Source organism: Sinorhizobium sp. KGO-5 (assembly GCF_036245905.1).
Lineage (GTDB): Bacteria > Pseudomonadota > Alphaproteobacteria > Rhizobiales > Rhizobiaceae > Sinorhizobium > Sinorhizobium meliloti_A.
On record NZ_BDIZ01000003.1, the window covers coordinates 36,548 to 54,273 of the forward strand.

17 protein-coding genes are annotated in these 17,726 nt (G+C 61.6%); 12 read left to right on the plus strand and 5 right to left on the minus strand.

What is annotated here, in order from left to right; all coding sequences use genetic code 11:
- Positions 1 to 30 precede the first annotated feature (30 nt).
- The 6 genes from BHD07_RS14275 to ampC all read left to right on the plus strand — a co-directional run bounded on the left by BHD07_RS14275 (position 31) and on the right by ampC (position 6,769).
- A complete protein-coding gene (locus BHD07_RS14275) occupies positions 31 to 1,119 on the plus strand; it encodes an ABC transporter ATP-binding protein (RefSeq protein ID WP_275599075.1) in 1,089 nt (362 codons plus the stop codon).
- 85 nt (positions 1,120 to 1,204) lie between these two features.
- Entirely contained in the window at positions 1,205 to 2,473 is a 1,269-nt protein-coding gene (locus BHD07_RS14280; protein ID WP_275599076.1) for an ABC transporter substrate-binding protein, read from the plus strand.
- 79 nt (positions 2,474 to 2,552) lie between these two features.
- Entirely contained in the window at positions 2,553 to 3,428 is an 876-nt protein-coding gene (locus BHD07_RS14285) for a carbohydrate ABC transporter permease (protein WP_018096985.1), read from the plus strand.
- A 3-nt stretch (positions 3,429 to 3,431) separates the two neighbouring features.
- Positions 3,432 to 4,256: a carbohydrate ABC transporter permease gene (locus BHD07_RS14290; RefSeq protein ID WP_004434537.1), complete on the plus strand. Its 825-nt coding sequence runs from the start codon at positions 3,432 to 3,434 to the stop codon at positions 4,254 to 4,256.
- A 124-nt stretch (positions 4,257 to 4,380) separates the two neighbouring features.
- On the plus strand, positions 4,381 to 5,301 hold the full coding sequence (locus tag BHD07_RS14295) for an ArsR/SmtB family transcription factor (RefSeq protein ID WP_018096984.1): 921 nt from the start codon (positions 4,381 to 4,383) through the stop codon (positions 5,299 to 5,301).
- A gap of 277 nt (positions 5,302 to 5,578) precedes the next feature.
- On the plus strand, positions 5,579 to 6,769 hold the full coding sequence (gene ampC, locus BHD07_RS14300) for a class C beta-lactamase (protein WP_338281051.1): 1,191 nt from the start codon (positions 5,579 to 5,581) through the stop codon (positions 6,767 to 6,769).
- An 85-nt stretch (positions 6,770 to 6,854) separates the two neighbouring features.
- On the opposite strand, the gene BHD07_RS14305 is transcribed toward ampC, so the two are convergent.
- Both BHD07_RS14305 and BHD07_RS14310 read right to left on the minus strand, forming a co-directional pair.
- Entirely contained in the window at positions 6,855 to 7,154 is a 300-nt protein-coding gene (locus BHD07_RS14305) for a hypothetical protein (protein ID WP_100670339.1), read from the minus strand.
- 200 nt (positions 7,155 to 7,354) lie between these two features.
- Entirely contained in the window at positions 7,355 to 8,404 is a 1,050-nt protein-coding gene (locus BHD07_RS14310; RefSeq protein ID WP_338281054.1) for a LacI family DNA-binding transcriptional regulator, read from the minus strand.
- A gap of 222 nt (positions 8,405 to 8,626) precedes the next feature.
- Here BHD07_RS14310 and BHD07_RS14315 point away from each other — a divergent pair, with 222 nt between their 5' ends.
- The 6 genes from BHD07_RS14315 (at position 8,627) to BHD07_RS14340 (ending at position 14,859) form a co-directional block, all read left to right on the plus strand.
- Positions 8,627 to 9,658 carry a Gfo/Idh/MocA family protein gene (locus tag BHD07_RS14315; RefSeq protein WP_338281055.1) on the plus strand — a complete coding sequence of 344 codons (1,032 nt, stop codon included), beginning with the start codon at positions 8,627 to 8,629 and terminating at the stop codon, positions 9,656 to 9,658.
- A 13-nt stretch (positions 9,659 to 9,671) separates the two neighbouring features.
- Positions 9,672 to 10,574 (plus strand): sugar phosphate isomerase/epimerase family protein, encoded by a 903-nt coding sequence (locus BHD07_RS14320; RefSeq protein WP_100670336.1) that lies wholly within the window; start codon positions 9,672 to 9,674, stop codon positions 10,572 to 10,574.
- 63 nt (positions 10,575 to 10,637) lie between these two features.
- Positions 10,638 to 11,870 carry an ABC transporter substrate-binding protein gene (locus BHD07_RS14325; protein ID WP_338281059.1) on the plus strand — a complete coding sequence of 411 codons (1,233 nt, stop codon included), beginning with the start codon at positions 10,638 to 10,640 and terminating at the stop codon, positions 11,868 to 11,870.
- A gap of 114 nt (positions 11,871 to 11,984) precedes the next feature.
- On the plus strand, positions 11,985 to 12,887 hold the full coding sequence (locus BHD07_RS14330) for a carbohydrate ABC transporter permease (RefSeq protein WP_338281061.1): 903 nt from the start codon (positions 11,985 to 11,987) through the stop codon (positions 12,885 to 12,887).
- Positions 12,884 to 13,711, plus strand: a complete 828-nt coding sequence (locus tag BHD07_RS14335) for a carbohydrate ABC transporter permease (protein ID WP_004434577.1) — start codon at positions 12,884 to 12,886, stop codon at positions 13,709 to 13,711. The genes BHD07_RS14330 and BHD07_RS14335 overlap by 4 nt, the downstream gene beginning before the upstream one ends.
- Positions 13,708 to 14,859, plus strand: a complete 1,152-nt coding sequence (locus BHD07_RS14340; protein ID WP_338281066.1) for an ABC transporter ATP-binding protein — start codon at positions 13,708 to 13,710, stop codon at positions 14,857 to 14,859. The genes BHD07_RS14335 and BHD07_RS14340 overlap by 4 nt, the downstream gene beginning before the upstream one ends.
- A 134-nt stretch (positions 14,860 to 14,993) precedes the next feature.
- Here BHD07_RS14340 and BHD07_RS14345 read toward each other — a convergent pair whose 3' ends face one another.
- Genes BHD07_RS14345 through BHD07_RS14355 form a run of 3 tightly spaced genes read right to left on the minus strand, consistent with a single transcriptional unit; the run spans position 14,994 to position 17,725 of the window.
- On the minus strand, positions 14,994 to 15,728 hold the full coding sequence (locus BHD07_RS14345) for a FadR/GntR family transcriptional regulator (RefSeq protein ID WP_338281068.1): 735 nt from the start codon (positions 15,726 to 15,728) through the stop codon (positions 14,994 to 14,996).
- An 18-nt stretch (positions 15,729 to 15,746) separates the two neighbouring features.
- Positions 15,747 to 16,715 carry a galactofuranose ABC transporter, permease protein YjfF gene (yjfF, locus tag BHD07_RS14350; protein ID WP_018099141.1) on the minus strand — a complete coding sequence of 323 codons (969 nt, stop codon included), beginning with the start codon at positions 16,713 to 16,715 and terminating at the stop codon, positions 15,747 to 15,749.
- Positions 16,712 to 17,725 carry an ABC transporter permease gene (locus tag BHD07_RS14355; protein ID WP_375341905.1) on the minus strand — a complete coding sequence of 338 codons (1,014 nt, stop codon included), beginning with the start codon at positions 17,723 to 17,725 and terminating at the stop codon, positions 16,712 to 16,714. The genes yjfF and BHD07_RS14355 overlap by 4 nt, the downstream gene beginning before the upstream one ends.
- Between the last annotated feature and the right edge of the window lies 1 nt (position 17,726).

Sequence of the window (17,726 nt, forward strand, 5' to 3'; positions counted from 1 at the left end):
CGGGCCGGAATTCACTATCGGGGAGGTTCAATGTCCGGAATCAAATTGACCGGCGTCAGCAAGTCGTTCGGCGCCGTGAAGGTGATCCATGATGTCGATATCGAAATAGGGCAGGGCGAGTTCGCTGTCTTCGTCGGGCCCTCGGGCTGCGGGAAGTCGACACTGTTGCGCATGATCGCGGGGCTGGAGGAGACGACCGGCGGCGAAATCAGGATCGATGCCGAGGACGTCACCCACAGGGAGCCATCGAAGCGCGGCGTCGCCATGGTCTTCCAGTCCTATGCGCTTTATCCGCACCTCTCCGTCTTCGACAATATGGCGTTCAGCCTTTCCATCGCCCGCCGGCCGAAGGCGGAGATCGAGCAGAAGGTCAAGGCAGCCGCGGAAATCCTTCGGCTCTCGGACTATCTGAACAGCAAGCCGAGCCAGCTTTCGGGCGGCCAGCGTCAACGGGTCGCAATCGGGCGTGCAATCGTGCGCGAGCCGCGGGTCTTCCTTTTCGACGAGCCGCTTTCGAACCTCGATGCCGAGCTCAGGGTCAAGATGCGCATGGAGATCGCCCGGCTGCACCGCCAGATCGGGGCGACGATGGTCTACGTCACCCACGATCAGGTCGAGGCGATGACGCTGGCGGACAGGATCGTCGTGCTGAAGGCCGGCGTCGTTCAACAAACGGGTGCGCCCCTCGAGCTTTATCGTAATCCGGACAACATGTTCGTTGCGGGCTTCATCGGCTCGCCTGGGATGAATTTCCTGAAGGCACGCGTCGTTCCCGGCGGCGGCGACAGGCTCACGATCGAGCTCCACGACGCGCCAGGAGTTCCGTTCGAAATTCCGGCTCGGGCGGGTGTCGCCGCGGGCGAAGAGATTTTCATCGGGGTGAGGCCGGAGCACATCACGCTCGGCGAACGGGAGGGCGGCGTCGGCCTGGACGTGACGGCCGAGTTCATCGAGGAACTCGGCGGGACCGGTTACCTGCACGCCCTCACGACAACGGGGGAGGAAATGACCATCGAGTGCCGCGGCGATGAGCGGCCGCACCCCAAGCAGGCGGTCCGCCTGACCTTGGCACCCCAGGAGATGTTCGCCTTCGAGGGAAGCGGCGATCGGCTCCGTTGAAAGCGGTTCGGATGGGACCCCATCCGGGCGAGGAGCAATGCGGCGCAAGCCGGTGGATTGAACTTCAAAACAGGAGGAGAGAGACGTGAAGAAGCTACTGAAACTTGCCCTTGCGGGTGCTCTGGCGATCCTGCCTTCGGCAGTTGCCCATGCACAGACGGACATTACCTGGTGGGACTTCCTGAGCGGCGGCGACGGCGTCCGCATGAAGGCGCTCATCAAGGAGTTCAACGACACGCACCCGGACATCCGCATCAACGCGACCACGCTCGAATGGGGCGTACCCTTCTACAGCAAGGTCCAGACGGCGGCCGCCGTCGGCCAGCAGCCCGACATCATGACCTATCATCTGTCACGCTTCCCGCTTGCCATACCCTCGGGCGTTCTGCGGCCACTGGCACCTGAAGAACTCGAGGCAGCCGGAATCAAGAAGGAAAACTATGTCGAAGCGAGCTGGAACTCGGCTTCTGCCGACGGCAAGACCTATGGCATTCCCTTCGACGTGCATTCGGTTGTCCTCTACTACAACAAGAACATTCTGAAGGAGGCGGGCCTGCTCGGGGACGACGGCCTGCCGAAGGGCCTGGACGGCCTCGACAACTTCAACGCCGCCCTCGAAAAGATCAAGGCGACCGGCAAGGTCCAATATCCGCTTTCGCTCCACACCGACGAAGGCGGCTCGATGTGGCGGGTGTTCTACACGCTCCTTTCCCAGCAGGGCGCCAAGTTCATCGAAGGCGAGGAGATCCTGCCCGGCGAGGCCGGCGTCAAGGCGCTGACATCGATGGCCAACTGGGTTTCGTCCGGCTATTCGCCGGAACTCATATCCTATGAGGCTTCGATCGCTCTTTTCACCTCCGGCAAGGCGGCCATGCACATCAACGGCGTTTGGGAAGTGCCGACGATGGTCGATCTCGAGAAGAACAACGATCTCGGTTTCGAATGGGGCGCTGTCCAGATCCCGGTTCTGATGGGACAGCCTGCAACCTGGGCGGACTCCCATGCCTTTGCCGTTCCGAACAGCGAAGAAAAGCCGATCTCGCCGGAGAAGCTGAAAGCGGTTCTCCAGATCATTGCCTGGATGAACGAACACAGCATCTCCTGGGCCGGTGCCGGCCACATTCCAGCCTATAAACCGGTGACCGAGAGCGCCGAATTCAAAGCGATGCAGCCGAATTCGACCTACGTCAAGCTCGCCGACACCGCGGTCTTCGATCCCGTCTCTCCGCTGGCCGGCGTTGGCGGACCGATCTACGAGGCGACGCAGAATTTCATCGTGCCTGCCTTGAACGGCCAGCTCGATCCGGCGGATGCCATCGAGCAGATGCGCGAAGAACTGAAGAGCCAGATGTAACGCGAAAATCAACGAACCGGCCGGCCACTGCGCCGGCCGGTGGTTCGTACATTTGGCAACGGGGAGGACTATTTCGGTGATGACGAGCGAGAGACGGAGCAAGACGCTGACCGCGGTTCTGATGATCACACCGTTCGTGATCACCTATCTGACGGTCTTCGCGTATCCCGTCTACAAGATGTTCGCCTTGAGCTTTACCAACGCGCCGCTGATCGGCGAAGGCGAGTGGGTCGGCTTCGACAATTATCTGAAGCTGCTCAACCAGAAACTGTTCTTCACATCTGTGTGGAACACGGGCTATTTCGTCGTGCTCACCGTCGTACCCAACACGCTGATCGGTCTCGGTCTGGCGCTCATGGTCGTGCGCCTCAAAGGCTGGCTTCAGAGCCTCATCCTGGTGCTGTTCTTCCTGCCCTATATCCTGCCTGTCTCGGTCGTGACGCAGATCTGGGAGTGGGTGCTCGATCAGCAATTCGGGATTGCGCAACATGTCATCGAATTCGTCACCGGCAGGCGCATCAGTGTCTTTCGCGACCCTCTGTGGGCAATGCCTATGGTGGCCCTCGTCACCGTCTGGTGGACCAACGGCTTCAACCTTCTGCTTTTCATAGCCGGCCTGCGCAACATTCCGGCCGACTATTACGAGGCGGCAATGCTCGACGGCGCGACGCGCTGGCAATGCTTCAAGCGCATCACGTGGCCGCTGATCTGGCCGGTCACCGCGCTCGTCCTGACACTGCAACTCATCCTGCAGCTCAAGATTTTCGATCAGGTCTATCTGATGACGGAAGGCGGTCCCTTCAACTCGACCTACGTCCTGCTTCAGCTCGTCTATCGCGAGGCGTTCCGCCTCAACCACGGCGGGCTCGGCTCGGCTGTGGCGGTCTTCCTGTTCCTGATCATCGTGACCGTATCGGTGCTTCAGTACCAGCTTCTGCGCGTGAGGGGGCGCTGAGCGATGCAACGGAAATCCATCGGCAATATCCTTCTTCTGCTTCTTACCCTGTGCGTCGCGTGCATGTGGGCCTTTCCCCTCTACTGGGCGGCGGTGACGTCGATGAAGCCGGAACAGGAAGTCATCAGCAAGACGACCTTCATCCCCGACGTCTTCAACTTCTCGGCCTATTATTTTGCTTTGTTCGAGACCAATCTCGCAACCTGGTATGTGAACTCGCTCGTCACCTCGATAACGGTCACCGTGGTCGTCATCCTGATCAGCGTCATGTGCGCCTATGCGCTGTCGCAGATCGTCTTTCCGGGCCGGCGGCTCCTCTACGGGATCATTCTCGCGAGCTTCATGGTTCCCTCCCAGGCCCTGGTCGTTTCGCAATTCGTGCTGATGTACCGCTTTGGTCTGATCAACAGCTGGGGCGGCATCATCCTGCCGCAGCTCATCGTCCCGGTGGTCGTAATCGTCTACAAGCAATTCTTCGACTCCGTGCCGAAGGAGCTGCGCGAGGCGGCGAAGCTCGACGGCTGCGGCGATTTCCAGATCCTTTTCCGGCTTTATCTTCCGCTCAACTGGGGGATCACGACGGCGCTGGCGATCATCACTTACATCATGGCCTGGAACGCCTTCCTCTGGCCGTTCCTCGTGACGAATTCGGAGGAGATGATGACGGTGACCGTCGGTATCACGCAGGTCGACGACGCCTTCGGCGTGAAATATGCACGCGACATGGCCGTCGCAATTCTCGCGGCGATGCCGGTCGCGCTCGCCTATCTGCTCTTCCAGAAGAGGGTGACGCAGGCGCTGATGCTGTCATCCGGCATCAAGGGCTGAGCGGGCGATCCGCGGCGGTTTCGACCGCCGGATCGGCATTCGTAAAACGAAACAGTGCGACAATTGGCGGAGGTGCGTGTTATCAGCGCAGATCACGCCTGAGCCGGAGCGGCAGTAGCAGAGTATGGAGACGAAGCTTCTTACAGTGGACCCGATCAAGGATGCGGATGTCGTCCAGGCATTGGGCTCGGCAACGCGCATCGAGATACTCAACCTTCTGCGCCTGAAGGGGCCTCTGAACGTCAACGAGATCGCGACCCATATGGGCCTGCCGCAATCGACGACGGCGACCAACCTCAAGTCTCTGGAGAGGGCCGGCCTCATCCAGACGCATACGATGAAGGCGACCAAGGGCAATCAGAAGATCTGTTCCAGCATCTACGGCGAGATCCTCATCCGTTTCGACGACCGCACCAATCTTGCGGACGACGTCGTGACCGTCAGCATGCCGATCGGCCTTTTCACCGAATTCGAGGTGGAAGCGCCCTGCGGGCTCTGCTCGGTCAACAACGTCATAGGCATGCTCGACGTCCAGGAAGTCTTTCTCGATCCGCAGCGCATGCAGGCCGCACTGCTCTGGTTCACGCGCGGCTATGTCGAATACAAGTTTCCGAACAATGCCAAAGTCACGGGGCGGACGGTCCGGAAGATCGAGTTCTCCGCCGAACTGAGCTCCGAGACGCCGGCCACCAACGCCAACTGGCCCTCCGATATCTCCATCTGGATCAATGGGATCAAGGCCGGCTACTGGACGTCGCCCGGTGATTATGGCGACCGGCGGGGCATGTATTCGCCGGCGTGGTGGAAACTCAGCGGCTCGCAATACGGCAAGCTCAAGACCTGGTCCATCGACGACCGCGGTACATGGATCGACGGCGCGATGGTGTCGACTCAGACGATAAATTCCCTCGGCATACCGGATCATCATTCGATACGGTTCCGGATAGGCATCGACGAGAAGGCGGAGAACCCCGGCGGGCTGAACATCTTCGGCAAGGGTTTCGGCGATTTCGATCAGGACATCGTCATGACGATCTATTTCTAGGATCGCGGTGTCGGGCAAAGGGTAGCGCCGGTTCGTGGCCTCGACATGCCGGCCCGGAGGCGACCACATGCAATGCGATGCCCAAGTTCTTCTAATGGCTCGCGCAAGTTCTTGTCGTTTGTGAAATGCGCACAGGGCTCATAAGCATGTCCCGTCTGTTTGCCTCGTCCGGTTGCTGTGCGCCGGGCACGCGCCGCAGCTCCGGCGCATGCGGGTTGACGGACGGCCGCACCCGCCATGCGGGAGATCCAAACGAACACGAGGCTAGACACCTGTCATGACAAAGATTTCCGCGACGAAATTCGCAATGGCTGCGGCTGCTTTGCTCTGCTGCGGAGCCGGTGCGCACGCCGCCGACCGAGGCGATGAAGGACAGCTTGCACGCGTAGTGGACGAGACGATCCGGCCGCTGATGAAGGAGAATGGCGTTCCGGGAATGGCGGTCGCGGTCACCGCCCGCGGAAAGAGGTACATCTTCAATTACGGCCTCGCGTCGAAGGCGAGCGGGCAGAAGGTCACCGACGAAACGCTGTTCGAGATCGGCTCGATCAGCAAGACCTTCACGGCGACGCTCGCATCCTATGCCGAAGCGCGTGGGGACTTGGTCCTGTCCGATCCTGCCGGCAAATACCTGCCGGCGCTCGCCGGAACGAGCTTCGACGAGATCAGCCTTCTCGATCTCGGGACCTATGCCGCCGGCGGACTGCCCTTGCAGTTTCCCGATTCCGTTGCCGATCAGAAGAGCATGATCGACTACTACAGGGGCTGGCGCCCGACCTATGCCGCCGGCACGTACAGGCTCTACTCGAACCCGAGCATCGGCCTCTTCGGCTATCTCGCCGCAAAGAGCATGGGCGAACCCTTCGCCGATCTGATGGAGAAGAGGATATTCCCGGCCTTCGGCTTGACGAGCACCTTCATAGCCGTGCCGCAGGACCGGCTGGACGATTATGCCTATGGTTATTCGAAAGCCGGCAAGCCCATCCGCGTCACGCGCGGCGTTCTCGACTCGGAAGCTTACGGCGTGAAGACGACCGCTGCCGATCTGATCCGCGTCGTTGAGGCGAACATGGATGGCACGAGCCTGGACGAGACGATCCGGCGCGCAATCGCCGCAACGCACACGGGATATTTCAAGGTCGGCGCCATGACGCAGGGGCTCGGTTGGGAGATGTATTCCTATCCGACGAAGCTCGACGATCTGCTTGCCGGCAATTCCAGCCGGATGGCACTCGAGCCGCACAAGGTCACCAGACTCGTTCCACCCGCGGCGCCCAGGGAGAACGTGTGGATCAACAAGACCGGCTCGACCAACGGGTTCGGCGCCTATGCAGCCTTCGTCCCGGCCGAGCGCATCGGCATCGTGATGCTGGCCAACAGGAACTACCCGATTCCTGCCCGCGTGAAAGCTGCATACCGGATCCTGTCGACGCTCGAGAGCGACCCCGGATCGGCGGACGCCCGCTGACGCCGGCCGCCATCGTACCGCGCTCCGATCGGGCGCGGTGCCGGACCCGCATGACGAGAAGTGCGGTTCTCGACGCCTCGGTTATTCAATAACCCCTCGGGGGTACAAACAGACAGATCGTCTTCCCATAGGCTTTACCCGCCGCAGAGCACCAGTGGTACTCGCCGTCCGGCGACATTCGGACTCTGCTGTCGGCATAGGGGAGGACTTCGCCAGTTGCTCTGACGATATAGCCTTGCGGTCGCTCGCTGATCGCTGTCTGCGCGACCTGGCGGCAATCCATTGTTGAACAGCAGGCGCTCGGATACTGCCAACCGCTTGGAGCGTCGTGGGCAAAGGCCGTCGTTGCGGACAGCCCGGCGAGTAGGAAGAAAAATCCGCGCATGGGGTCTCCTTTCAGGAGCAGTCACCGATCCGGACTGCAGCCGGCAGGTTCCTACGGCGGCGTGTGCCCAAGGCGCAGAACCCGCCTAGCACTTTGCGTGCTCCATGACATTGCCCCGCAATCTGCTCGGATTTAAGGAATCATGCAGCAAGCTTCAAACCTGCGGATCGGTAAAATGATCCACCTCGGCGGGGCTTATGTCAGCCACGACTTTCGTCGCCATTGACGAGAAAGCCGTCGCTTTCGCCCTCGACCAGTTCCATCGGCCAGACCGCGTTTACCGGCGCTTGCGGATAATGGTGCTTGAAGGCAGGCATGGTCGACAGAAGCGTTTCCGCAAGCGCTATGCCGAGGTTGCGCAGCGACAAGCGAAAGCAGGTGAGCGGCGGCGAGAGAAAGTGTGCATGCGGGCTGTAGCGCCCGATCACCGCAATGTCGCGGCCCGGCCTGACGCCCGCTTCGGAGAGGCCCTGGTAGAAACCGATGGCAATCGTCTCATTGACGAGCAGGGCCGCCGTCGGTCGGTCCTTGAGCGCCAGGAGCTCGCGCGCGATCTGATAGCCGCCGGTCTCGTTCGGCGTCGATCGGAAGATCAACTCTTCCTCCAAGGGAAGGCCATGCGCGGCAAGCGCTTCTCGGCAACGGTCGACGAAGATGTAGCCGAGGTTGGCATCGTCGTGCGGACGGGTGACCGCGATGCGGCGATGTCCGCGCGCAACCAGACGGTCGATGGCGATCTGCGCCATTCCCTCGAAATCGAGGTCGAGCCAGGGGCGGCCGGCATCCGTCAGGCTTCGGCCGAGCGTTACGAAGGGGATGTTGCGTTCGGCCAGAAACTCTATGCGCGGATCGTGGCGCCGCGTTGCCGAAAGGATCAACCCGTCGGCAAAACCGCGCGCGACGACGCGGCGCAGGTAATCGGTCGGATCTTCCTCCGACGAGCAGAGCAGGGCAACGAGGTCGAGCTTGTGCCTGGCGAAAACCGCCTGCACGCCGTCGAAGACGCTCATGAAGAACGTGTCGCCCTGGCCGGTGATCTCCGTTCCGGTCTGCATCATGAAGCCAATGATGTTGGTGGTGCCCTGCCTCAGGCTGCGGCCAGACTGGTTCGCCACATAGCCGAGCCTTTCAGCCGCCTCCAGGACACGCCTGCGCGTCTCCTCATTGACGTCGGGGCGGCCGTTCAGTGCGCGCGAAACGGTTCCGATCGAAATATCGAGATGTTGCGCCAGGCGCCGAATTCCCTTCATGCGAAGCGCTTTTCCTCTCTGGTCACCGGTGACTCGACCGGCAATCGACACGAGCGAGATACTGTGCAGTTGAACCGGTCAGGCGGCCATAAGCAGTCCGCCATTCCCCGGCACCGGCCCAGTTTTCCGAATCCCTATTGACATGTTTCGGAAAGTCCGCATAGTTCCGTAAACGTTTACGGTGGCTGAAACAAGCCGGAAACGCAGGTTTGCGGGAGGAGAATGGTGATTTTGCGCGCAGTTCTGTGCGGGTGCGGAGCTATGGCCAAAGGTTGGCTCAAGGCGATCGCCGCGGACCGCGAACTCCAGTCGGCAATCCGGGTCGTCGGGCTTGTCGACGTGAACCCCGAAGCGGCTCGTGCGCTCGCGGCGGAGTTCGAGATCGAAGACGCCGTTGTCGGTTCGGACCTCGATAGCGTGTTGACGGAAGCGGCACCCGACATCCTCTTCGACATTGTCGTACCGACGGCGCGCCGCGACGTGGTCGCCACCGCGCTCAGGCATGGCTGTCACGTGCTGAGCGAAAAGCCGATGGCGGCCTCGCTCGAAGCCGGCCGCGAGCTGATCGAACTCGCCAGGAATGCGGGCAGGATCCATGCAATCGTACAGAACCGCCGCTTCATCTCCGGCATACGCCGCATCCGCCGCTTTATCGAAAGCGGCGCGATCGGCGATCTGACGGGCATCCATTGCGACTTCTTCATCGGCGCGCATTTCGGTGGTTTTCGCGAAGAGATGGAGCATGTGCTGCTTCTCGACATGGCGATCCACACCTTCGATGCCGCCCGGTTCATCGCCGACAAGACGCCGCTCGCCGTATATTGCCACGAAGAAAACCCGCAGGGCTCCTGGTACGCGCACGGCGCGGCCGCCACCGCGATATTCGAGCTTTCCGACAATGTGACCTTCACCTATCGCGGTTCCTGGTGTGCCGAAGGGGCCAATACGAGCTGGGAGAGCGAGTGGCGGATCATCGGCACCAAGGGCACGCTGCTCTGGGATGGCGCCGAGGCGCTGAGCGCCAACCGTGTCGCCGGCAGCGAGGGTTTCTTCCGGCCACTCGTACCGGTCGAAGTTCCCGAACCAGCCGATCCGCTTGAGACGCACGGACATGCCAGCGTCATCGCCGATTTCGTCGCTGCGGTCCGATCCGGTACCAAGCCGGAGACAGCGGGCGACGACAATATCAACAGCCTTGCCATGGTCTTTGCGGCGATCGAAAGCGCCCGCACCCGGCAACGCGTGACAATCTGAAGTGAGGCATCTGATGAGCAATCCAGCCAAATCCATCCGCGTCGGCACCATGATCAGCGCCACAAAGGGCGAAGCCGCGAAGCGCATAGGCGAGATCGCCGATCTTGGGTTCGAAAGCTTCGAACCCTTCTTCTGGCAGACCACCAACGGCCAGGATCTTGCCGAGCTCGGCAAGCGCTGCCGTGAGGCGATCGGCGACCGCGACATCACGATCTCGACGCTCGGCATGTTCGGCAATCCGCTGGAGGAGACCGACATCGACCTCCAGAGCCTGCAGGGCTGGAAGGACTGCATCGACAACGCTCACCATTTCGGCGCGACATGCGTTGCCGGCTTTACCGGACGCATCCGCAACCGGCCGCTGACCGACAGCCTGCCGCGCTACCGCAAGGTCTGGCGCGAGCTCGCCCAGCGCGCCGCCGACAAGGGCGTAAAGATCGCCTTCGAGAACTGCGCCATGGACGGCAACTGGGCAACCGGCGACTGGAACATCGCTCACAATCCGGACGCCTGGGAACTCATCTTCAACGAGACGCCGGACGATAACATCGGCCTGGAGTGGGAGCCTTGCCACCAGATGGTCTATCTGATCGATCCGCTGCCGCAGATCCGCAAATGGGCGCACAAGATCTTCCATGTGCACGGCAAGGACGCGACGATCCGCTGGGACGTCATCCGCGAGCACGGCATCTTCGGCAAGGAGAAGTTCGTCTTCATGCGCACGCCCGGGTTCGGCGACAGCAACTGGACCGACATCATCTCGGAACTCCGGCTCGCCGGCTGGTCCGGTTCGATCGACATCGAAGGCTGGCATGACCCGGTATATCGCGATGCGCTGGAAATGACGGGCCAGGTGCACGCTCTGAATTATCTGAAAGGCTGCCGCGGCGGCGACTTCGTCGCCGATCCGGCCTGAGACATGCCCGACGGCCGGCACGGGGGGCGCCGGCTGCGGAAAAACCCGAAAGAGGAGGAGTCCATGGGTATCCGTAAATTTGCAATGCTGGGCGCGTTCGCCCTTGCCAGTGTTTCCCTGCCGGCGTTTTCGGCAAGCGCCGACGACGTCACGATCAGCGTCTGGTCGCTCGACCGGGACATCCAGCCGGCGCCTAACTTGATAAAGGAATTCAACAAGCTGAACACCGGCATTAAAGTGGAATATCGGCAAATCCAGTTCGACGACGTGGTCAGCGAAGCCATGCGGGCCTATTCGACGGGGCAGGCGCCGGACATCATCGCTGTCGACAATCCCGAACACGCGCTCTTTGCGTCCCGCGGTGCATTTCTCGATCTGAGCGAGATGATCGCGAAGTCCTCGGTCGTCAAGCCGGAGAACTACTTCAAGGGGCCTCTCGCCTCGGTGACCTGGGATGGCAAATATTACGGCATTCCAAAGGCCACCAACACGATCGCCCTTTACTACAACAAGGACATGTTCAAGGCGAAGGGCCTGGACCCGAACAAGCCCCCGCAAACGTGGGACGAGCTCGTCGAGGCGGCGCGCAAGCTGACCGACCCGGCTCAGAACGTCTACGGCATCACCTTCTCAGCCAAAGCCAACGAGGAGGGGACATTCCAGTTCCTGCCCTGGGCGCAGATGGCCGGTGGCGGTTACGACAACATCAACGCCGAGGGCGCGGTCAAGGCGCTCGACGTCTGGAAAACGATCATCGACGAGAAGCTCGCCTCGCCGGACACGCTGACGCGTAGCCAATGGGACGCCACCGGTACTTTCAATTCCGGCAACGCGGCCATGGCGATCTCCGGCCCCTGGGAAATCGATCGCATGCTCGAGGAAGCGAAGTTCGATTGGGGCGTAGCGCTGCTGCCCGTACCGGAAGTCGGCGCCGAACGCTCTTCGGCCATGGGCGATTTCAACTGGGCGGTCTTCGCAAATACCGAGCATCCGGAAGAAGCCTTCAAGGTTCTCGAATATTTCGTTTCTCAGGACGACCGGATGTTCAAGGACTTCGGACAGCTGCCGCCGCGCTCCGACATCGCTATTCCGGCGACCGGCGAACCGAAAAAGGACGCGGCACTCCAGGTCTTCGTGGAACAGCTGAAATATGCGAAGCCCCGCGGCCCCCATCCCGCGTGGCCGAAGATCTCCAAAGCCATTCAGGACGCCATCCAGGCGGCGCTTACCGGGCAGATGAGTTCCAAGGAAGCGCTCGACCAGGCGGCCGAGAAGATAAAGGCGGTTCTCGGCTGATTGTCGCGACGATCCGCCCAGGATTTTCTCCCGAGAGAGGCGATCCCCGGCTTCGGCCGGGGTCGCCGCTGCACAGGCCGCGCGAGACTCGGCCCAAGGGACAGGTGATCGCCAATGAAAAGAATTCTATCGAGCATAACGGATGGCAGGGGCTTCGATATCGGTCTTGTGAGCTTGCCGCTCGCATTCCTGTTCATCCTCTCCGGGCTGCCGCTTGTCTACAATGTCGTGATGAGCTTCCAGGAAGTCGACATGTTCAGCCTCGGCAGCTTTACGCGGCCGTTCGTGGGGTTCAAGAATTATATCGAACTTTTCGCTCAACCCGAAACCTGGCCCATTCTCCTCAACACGGCCATCTTCGTGACCGCCTCGATCGCCGGACAGTTCCTCATAGGCTTCGGTCTCGCGCTGTTCTTCTGGGTCAATTTCCCCGGTGCGTCGTGGCTGCGCGGTCTCTTCCTCGTCTCCTGGGTCATGCCGGGCCTCGTTGTCGGCGCCATCTGGAACTGGATTCTCTCCGGCGATTTCGGCGTTCTCAATTTTCTGCTGCGGGAAACAGGCGTGATTTCCGGCAACATCTTCTGGCGTTCGGACCCGAACTATTCGCTCTGGGCCGTGATCATCGCCAATATCTGGCTCGGCACCTCATTCAACATGATCCTGCTTTCGGTCGGCCTGTCAGGTATTCCGAAGGACCTCTACGAGGCGGCCGAGCTCGACGGTGCCAATGCGTTCCAGCGCTTCTGGACGATCACTCTGCCGATGATGCGCTCGACGATCGGTGCCATTGTCGCGCTGGGGCTCATCTTCACTTTGCAGCAGTTCGATCTCTTCGCCGCCATCACGTCCGGAGGACCGAACAACACGTCCAATGTCACGCAATACTGGGCCTGGGACCTTTCCTTCCGTCAGTATGATTTCGCCAAGGGCGCGACGATCTCGGTCATCATGATCGTCTTCGTGATGTTCGCCTCCGTCGTCTATGTCCGCTCGACGCGTCATGAGGTCAGAGGATGAGTGACACTTTCCGCAACCGGTTGATGCTGGCTGTCGCGCTCGTGCTCGCCGCCATCTATCTCTTCCCGCTCTACTGGATGTACATCACCGCCCTGAAGACCGGCTCGGCGATGTTTGCGACCCCGCCGAAATTCTGGCCGAGCGAACCGCAATGGAGCATCTACGCCTTCGTCTGGGAGAGCCGCAACATGGCGCGGTATCTCTGGAATTCGCTCGTCATCGCTTTCGGCTCGGTGGCGCTGATCGCCGTGCTCGGCGTCGGCTGTGCCTATGTGCTCGCGCGCTATCGCAACGTCTGGGTGGACATCGGCCTGTTCCTCATCCTGATGCTGCAGGTGTTGCCCGCTTCCCTGATGGTGACGCCGATTTTTGTCGGCTTCTCGCAAGTGGGCCTCCTCGATACGCCGCGTCTTGCCGTGATCCTGGCGATCGCTGCCAAAAGCATGCCCTTCTTCGTGGTTCTCGTCCGCGCAACCTTCATGAGCGTGCCGATGGAGCTCGAAGAGGCAGCGCTCGTCGACGGCAATTCGCGCATCGGCGCCTTCTTCAACATCGTGCTGCCGCTCGCCCGCAACGGCATTCTCGTCAGCGCGATCCTGATCTTCATGCAGGCCTTCGGCGAATTCGTCTATTCGAAATCGATGATCCAGGCCGTCGAGCTGCAGCCCGCAAGCGTTGGCCTCAACACCTTCATGGGCCCGAACACCAATGAATGGAACAATATCATGGCCTATGCCACGATCTATGTGACGCCCATCCTTGCCGCTTTCATCCTCTTGCAGCGCCGCATCGTTTCCGGCCTCACTTCAGGAGCCCTCAAATGACCCTTCAGATCGAGCTCAACGGCGTCAACAAGTTCTACGGTTCCTACCACGCACTCAAGGACATCGATCTCGCGATAGAGGAGGGGACCTTCGTCGCCCTTGTCGGGCCTTCCGGCTGCGGCAAGTCCACGCTCCTGCGGTCATTGGCCGGGCTCGAGAAGATTTCGGCCGGTGAGATGAAGATCGCGGGTGCGCGGATGAACGACGTTCCGCCGCGCAAGCGCGACGTCGCAATGGTCTTCCAGTCCTATGCGCTCTACCCCCATATGACGGTGGAGGAGAACCTGACCTACAGCCTGCGCATACGCGGCGTGAAAAAGGCCGACGCATTGAAGGCGGCGGCCGAGGTGGCGACGACCACCGGCCTTTCCCATCTCATGAAGCGCTATCCTCGCGAACTTTCGGGCGGGCAACGCCAGCGGGTCGCGATGAGCCGCGCCATCATCCGTCATCCCAAGGCATTCCTCTTCGACGAGCCCTTGTCCAATCTCGATGCCGCGCTGCGCGTGCATATGCGCAAGGAGATCCGGGCGCTGCACGACCGGCTGGGGGCGACCTCAGTCTATGTGACGCACGATCAAATCGAGGCGATGACCATGGCGGACCATGTCGTCGTCATGCGCGACGGCGTCATCGAGCAGCAGGGCCGCCCGCTCGATCTTTACGACAGGCCGGCCAACCGCTTCGTTGCCGGGTTCATCGGCTCGCCGGCGATGAACTTCATCCCCGCGCTCGTGCAGGACGACGGCGGCCACCTGGCTCTGGACCTCGGCGCAACAAAAGCGAGGCTCTCGCTCATCGACCCGGTATCGCCGGGGGCGTCGGTCACCGTCGGCATTCGGCCCGAACACATCCGCATCGTCGGCGCGGGGCAGGGTGCCTTCGACATTCCCGTCGGCGTCGTGGAGTCGACCGGCTCGGCCACTTACATAACTTCGGCGACCCAGCCGGAACTCATGGTCGTGGAGACCGGACGCTCCGCTGCATCGGGCGGGGAACTTATCGGTCTGGCGATAGACCCGAAGCAATTGCATCTCTTCGATGCCGAAACGGGCAAGCGCCTCGAACCCAAAAGAGCGCAATTGGACGCCCAAATTACGCCTCGCGCCGCCCCTCATCCCGCTGCCGCGACCTTCTCCCCTTCTTGACCGGGAGAAGGGGCAAGCGGCTGCGTCACAATCCTCTCAGCGGGTCGCAAGTGAGGCGGAGGGTCCGCGAGTCCCCTTCGCCCCGCCTGCGGGGAGAAGGTGGCCGGCAGACCGGATGAGGGGCCATCGCGTCGCTAACTCTCCCGCCCCTTCAGATCCATGATCAACCGCTCCTGACCGACGCGGATCACATGCTCCATCGCGCTGCGTGCGGCTTCCTCGTCACGGCGCCGAATCTCCTCGACGATGCGGATATGCGCGATCGCGACGCGGTCGATCTCCGTTTCATCAGCTGTCGGGCTGGTAAGCTGAAAAACGCCCATCAGCGCCGCCTCGATCAGGCTGCCGACCGTTCGCATGAATGGATTGAGCGAGGCCTCCAGGAGGCGGAGGTGGAATTCGAGATCGGCGAGCGCCAGCGTGTGGGGGCTGTGGCCGGCATCGCCCATCGCGACGGCAAGCCGCATCATCCGCGCAATGTCCGCGTCGCTGGCGCGGCGTGCTGCCAGTGCCGCCGCATAGGGTTCGAGGGCCAGCCGCACCTCGCTCACATGACGCAGGAAATCCTCGTCGACACCGGCACCGAAATGCCAGGTGAGCACATCGCTGTCGAAGAGGTTCCAGTGAGTCCGGGGCAGCACCCGGGTGCCGATGCGGGCGCGGGCGACGACAAGGCCTTTGGCGGCGAGCGTCTTCATCGCTTCGCGCAGCACGGTGCGCGATACGTTGAAGCGCGCAGCGAGATCGGTGTCGCCGGGTAGCGTGTCGCCGACGGAAAACTCGCCGCTGACCACCGCCTGGCCGAGTTCGTCGACGACGAGCCTGTGGCTCGTGCGTTTGCCCCGTTGGCTACCGAAGATTCCCGGCATGGCGCGCGGACCCCGCGGCTACGCCCGCTGCCGTTCGGGGCGCGACAGGTGGATGATCCCCTTCTGCAGCAGGATGAAGGCAAAGAGCAGGAGTCCGATCAGGATCTTCGTCCACCAGCTCGAAAGCGTGCCGTCGAACGTGATGTATGTCTGGATGAGACCCTGGATGAGGATGCCGACCAGCGTTCCGGCAACGAAGCCGGATCCGCCGGTGAGCAGCGTCCCGCCGATAACGACGGCGGTGATTGCGTCCAGCTCGACACCGACGGCGGCCAGCGAGTATCCGGCGGAGGTATAGAGCGAAAAGACGATGCCAGACAGGCCGGCCAGCAACCCGGACAGCGCGTAGATACGGATCGTGGTGGCAGCGACCGGAACGCCCATGAGCTTCGCCGTCGCCGTGCCGCCGCCGAGCGCGTAGATATTCGTGCCGAAGCGGGTGCGGTGGGCGATGAGAATGCCGACCGCGAAGACGAACAGCATCAGGCCGCCTATGAGGGTGATGCGCCCGCCGCCGGGCAACTTGAAATAGAGGCTCTTCAAGGTCGTGTAGAAGGGATGCTTGATCGGAATGGAGTCGATCGACAGTACGAAAGCCATGCCGCGGGCGAGAAACATGCCGGCGAGCGTAACGATGAATGCCGGCATTTCGAGATAATGGATGATCGCGCCCATCAGCGCTCCGAACAGCGTCGTGATGGCCAGCAGCAACGCGAAGGCGACGAGCGGATGCATGCCGCCTTGCTCCAGTACGACGGCCAGAAAGACACCGGCAAATGCGATCACAGCGCCGATCGACAGATCGATGCCGCCCGAAAGGATGACGAAGGTCATGCCGACGGCGGCGATGCCGAGGAAGGCATTATCGGTCAGAAGGTTTCCGATCACGCGGGTCGAAAGCATGTTCGGATACTGCGCGACGCAGAGCGCGTAACTTAAGACAAAGATCAAGATCGTTGCCGTAAGTGGAAGATATTTCTGCTTCATTTCGCTTCTCGCTCGGTCGGCTTGCCGGCTGCCTTCGGGATACTCAGAAACGAGACCCCCGTGCGGAAGCGCGGTGACTGGAGCACCAGGATGAAGATGATGATCGCTGCCTTGATGATGAGGTTGAACTCGGGCGGGAAGCCGGACAGGAGAATGCCGGTATTGATCGCCTGGATGATGACGGCGCCCAGCACAGACGCCGCAATGCTGAAGCGGCCGCCGAGCAGCGACGTGCCGCCGACGACCACCGCAAGGATGGCGTCGAGTTCCAGCCAGAGCCCGGCATTGTTGGCATCGGCACCGCGGATATCGGCGGCGGCGATGATGCCGGCGATCGCGGCGCAAAGGCCCGAGAGCACGTAAGCGGCCACCAGGAGGACGGGCGTGAGCACGCCCGAGAGCGTGCTTGCCTGGCGGTTGATGCCGATCGCCTCGACAAGCATGCCGAGTGCCGTCCGTCGAACGAGGAGCGCAACGATGAGGCCGAAAACCAGCCAGATGACGATCGGCATGGGCAGGCCCGCAAAGGAACCGCTACCGATGAAGATCAGACCGGGGTGGTTGAAAGTGAGAATGGTCCCCTCGGTGATGAGTTGGGCTATGCCGCGCCCAGCCACCATCAGCACGAGTGTCGCGATGATCGGTTGGATGTCGAGGAAGGCGACCAGAACCCCGTTCCAGATGCCGCAGATGATGCCTACCGCGAGCGTCGCGAGCAGGGTCTCTGCAAGCGAATGCCCGGACGTGATCAGCGAGGCGGCAACCGCGCCGCAGATCGCCATCACAGCGCCGACGGAAAGATCGATCCCCTTGGTGGCGATGACCACGGTCATTCCGATCGCCAGAAGAACGACGGGCGCGCCGCGGTTGAGGATGTCGATCATGCTTCCATACAGACGGCCGTTCTGGATCTGCAGGTTTAGAAAACCGGGAAAGACAATTGAAATCGCTATGACAATTGCCGTCAACGCGATGAGCTGCGGCAGCAGGCGGCCGGCGTAGGTCCGCATA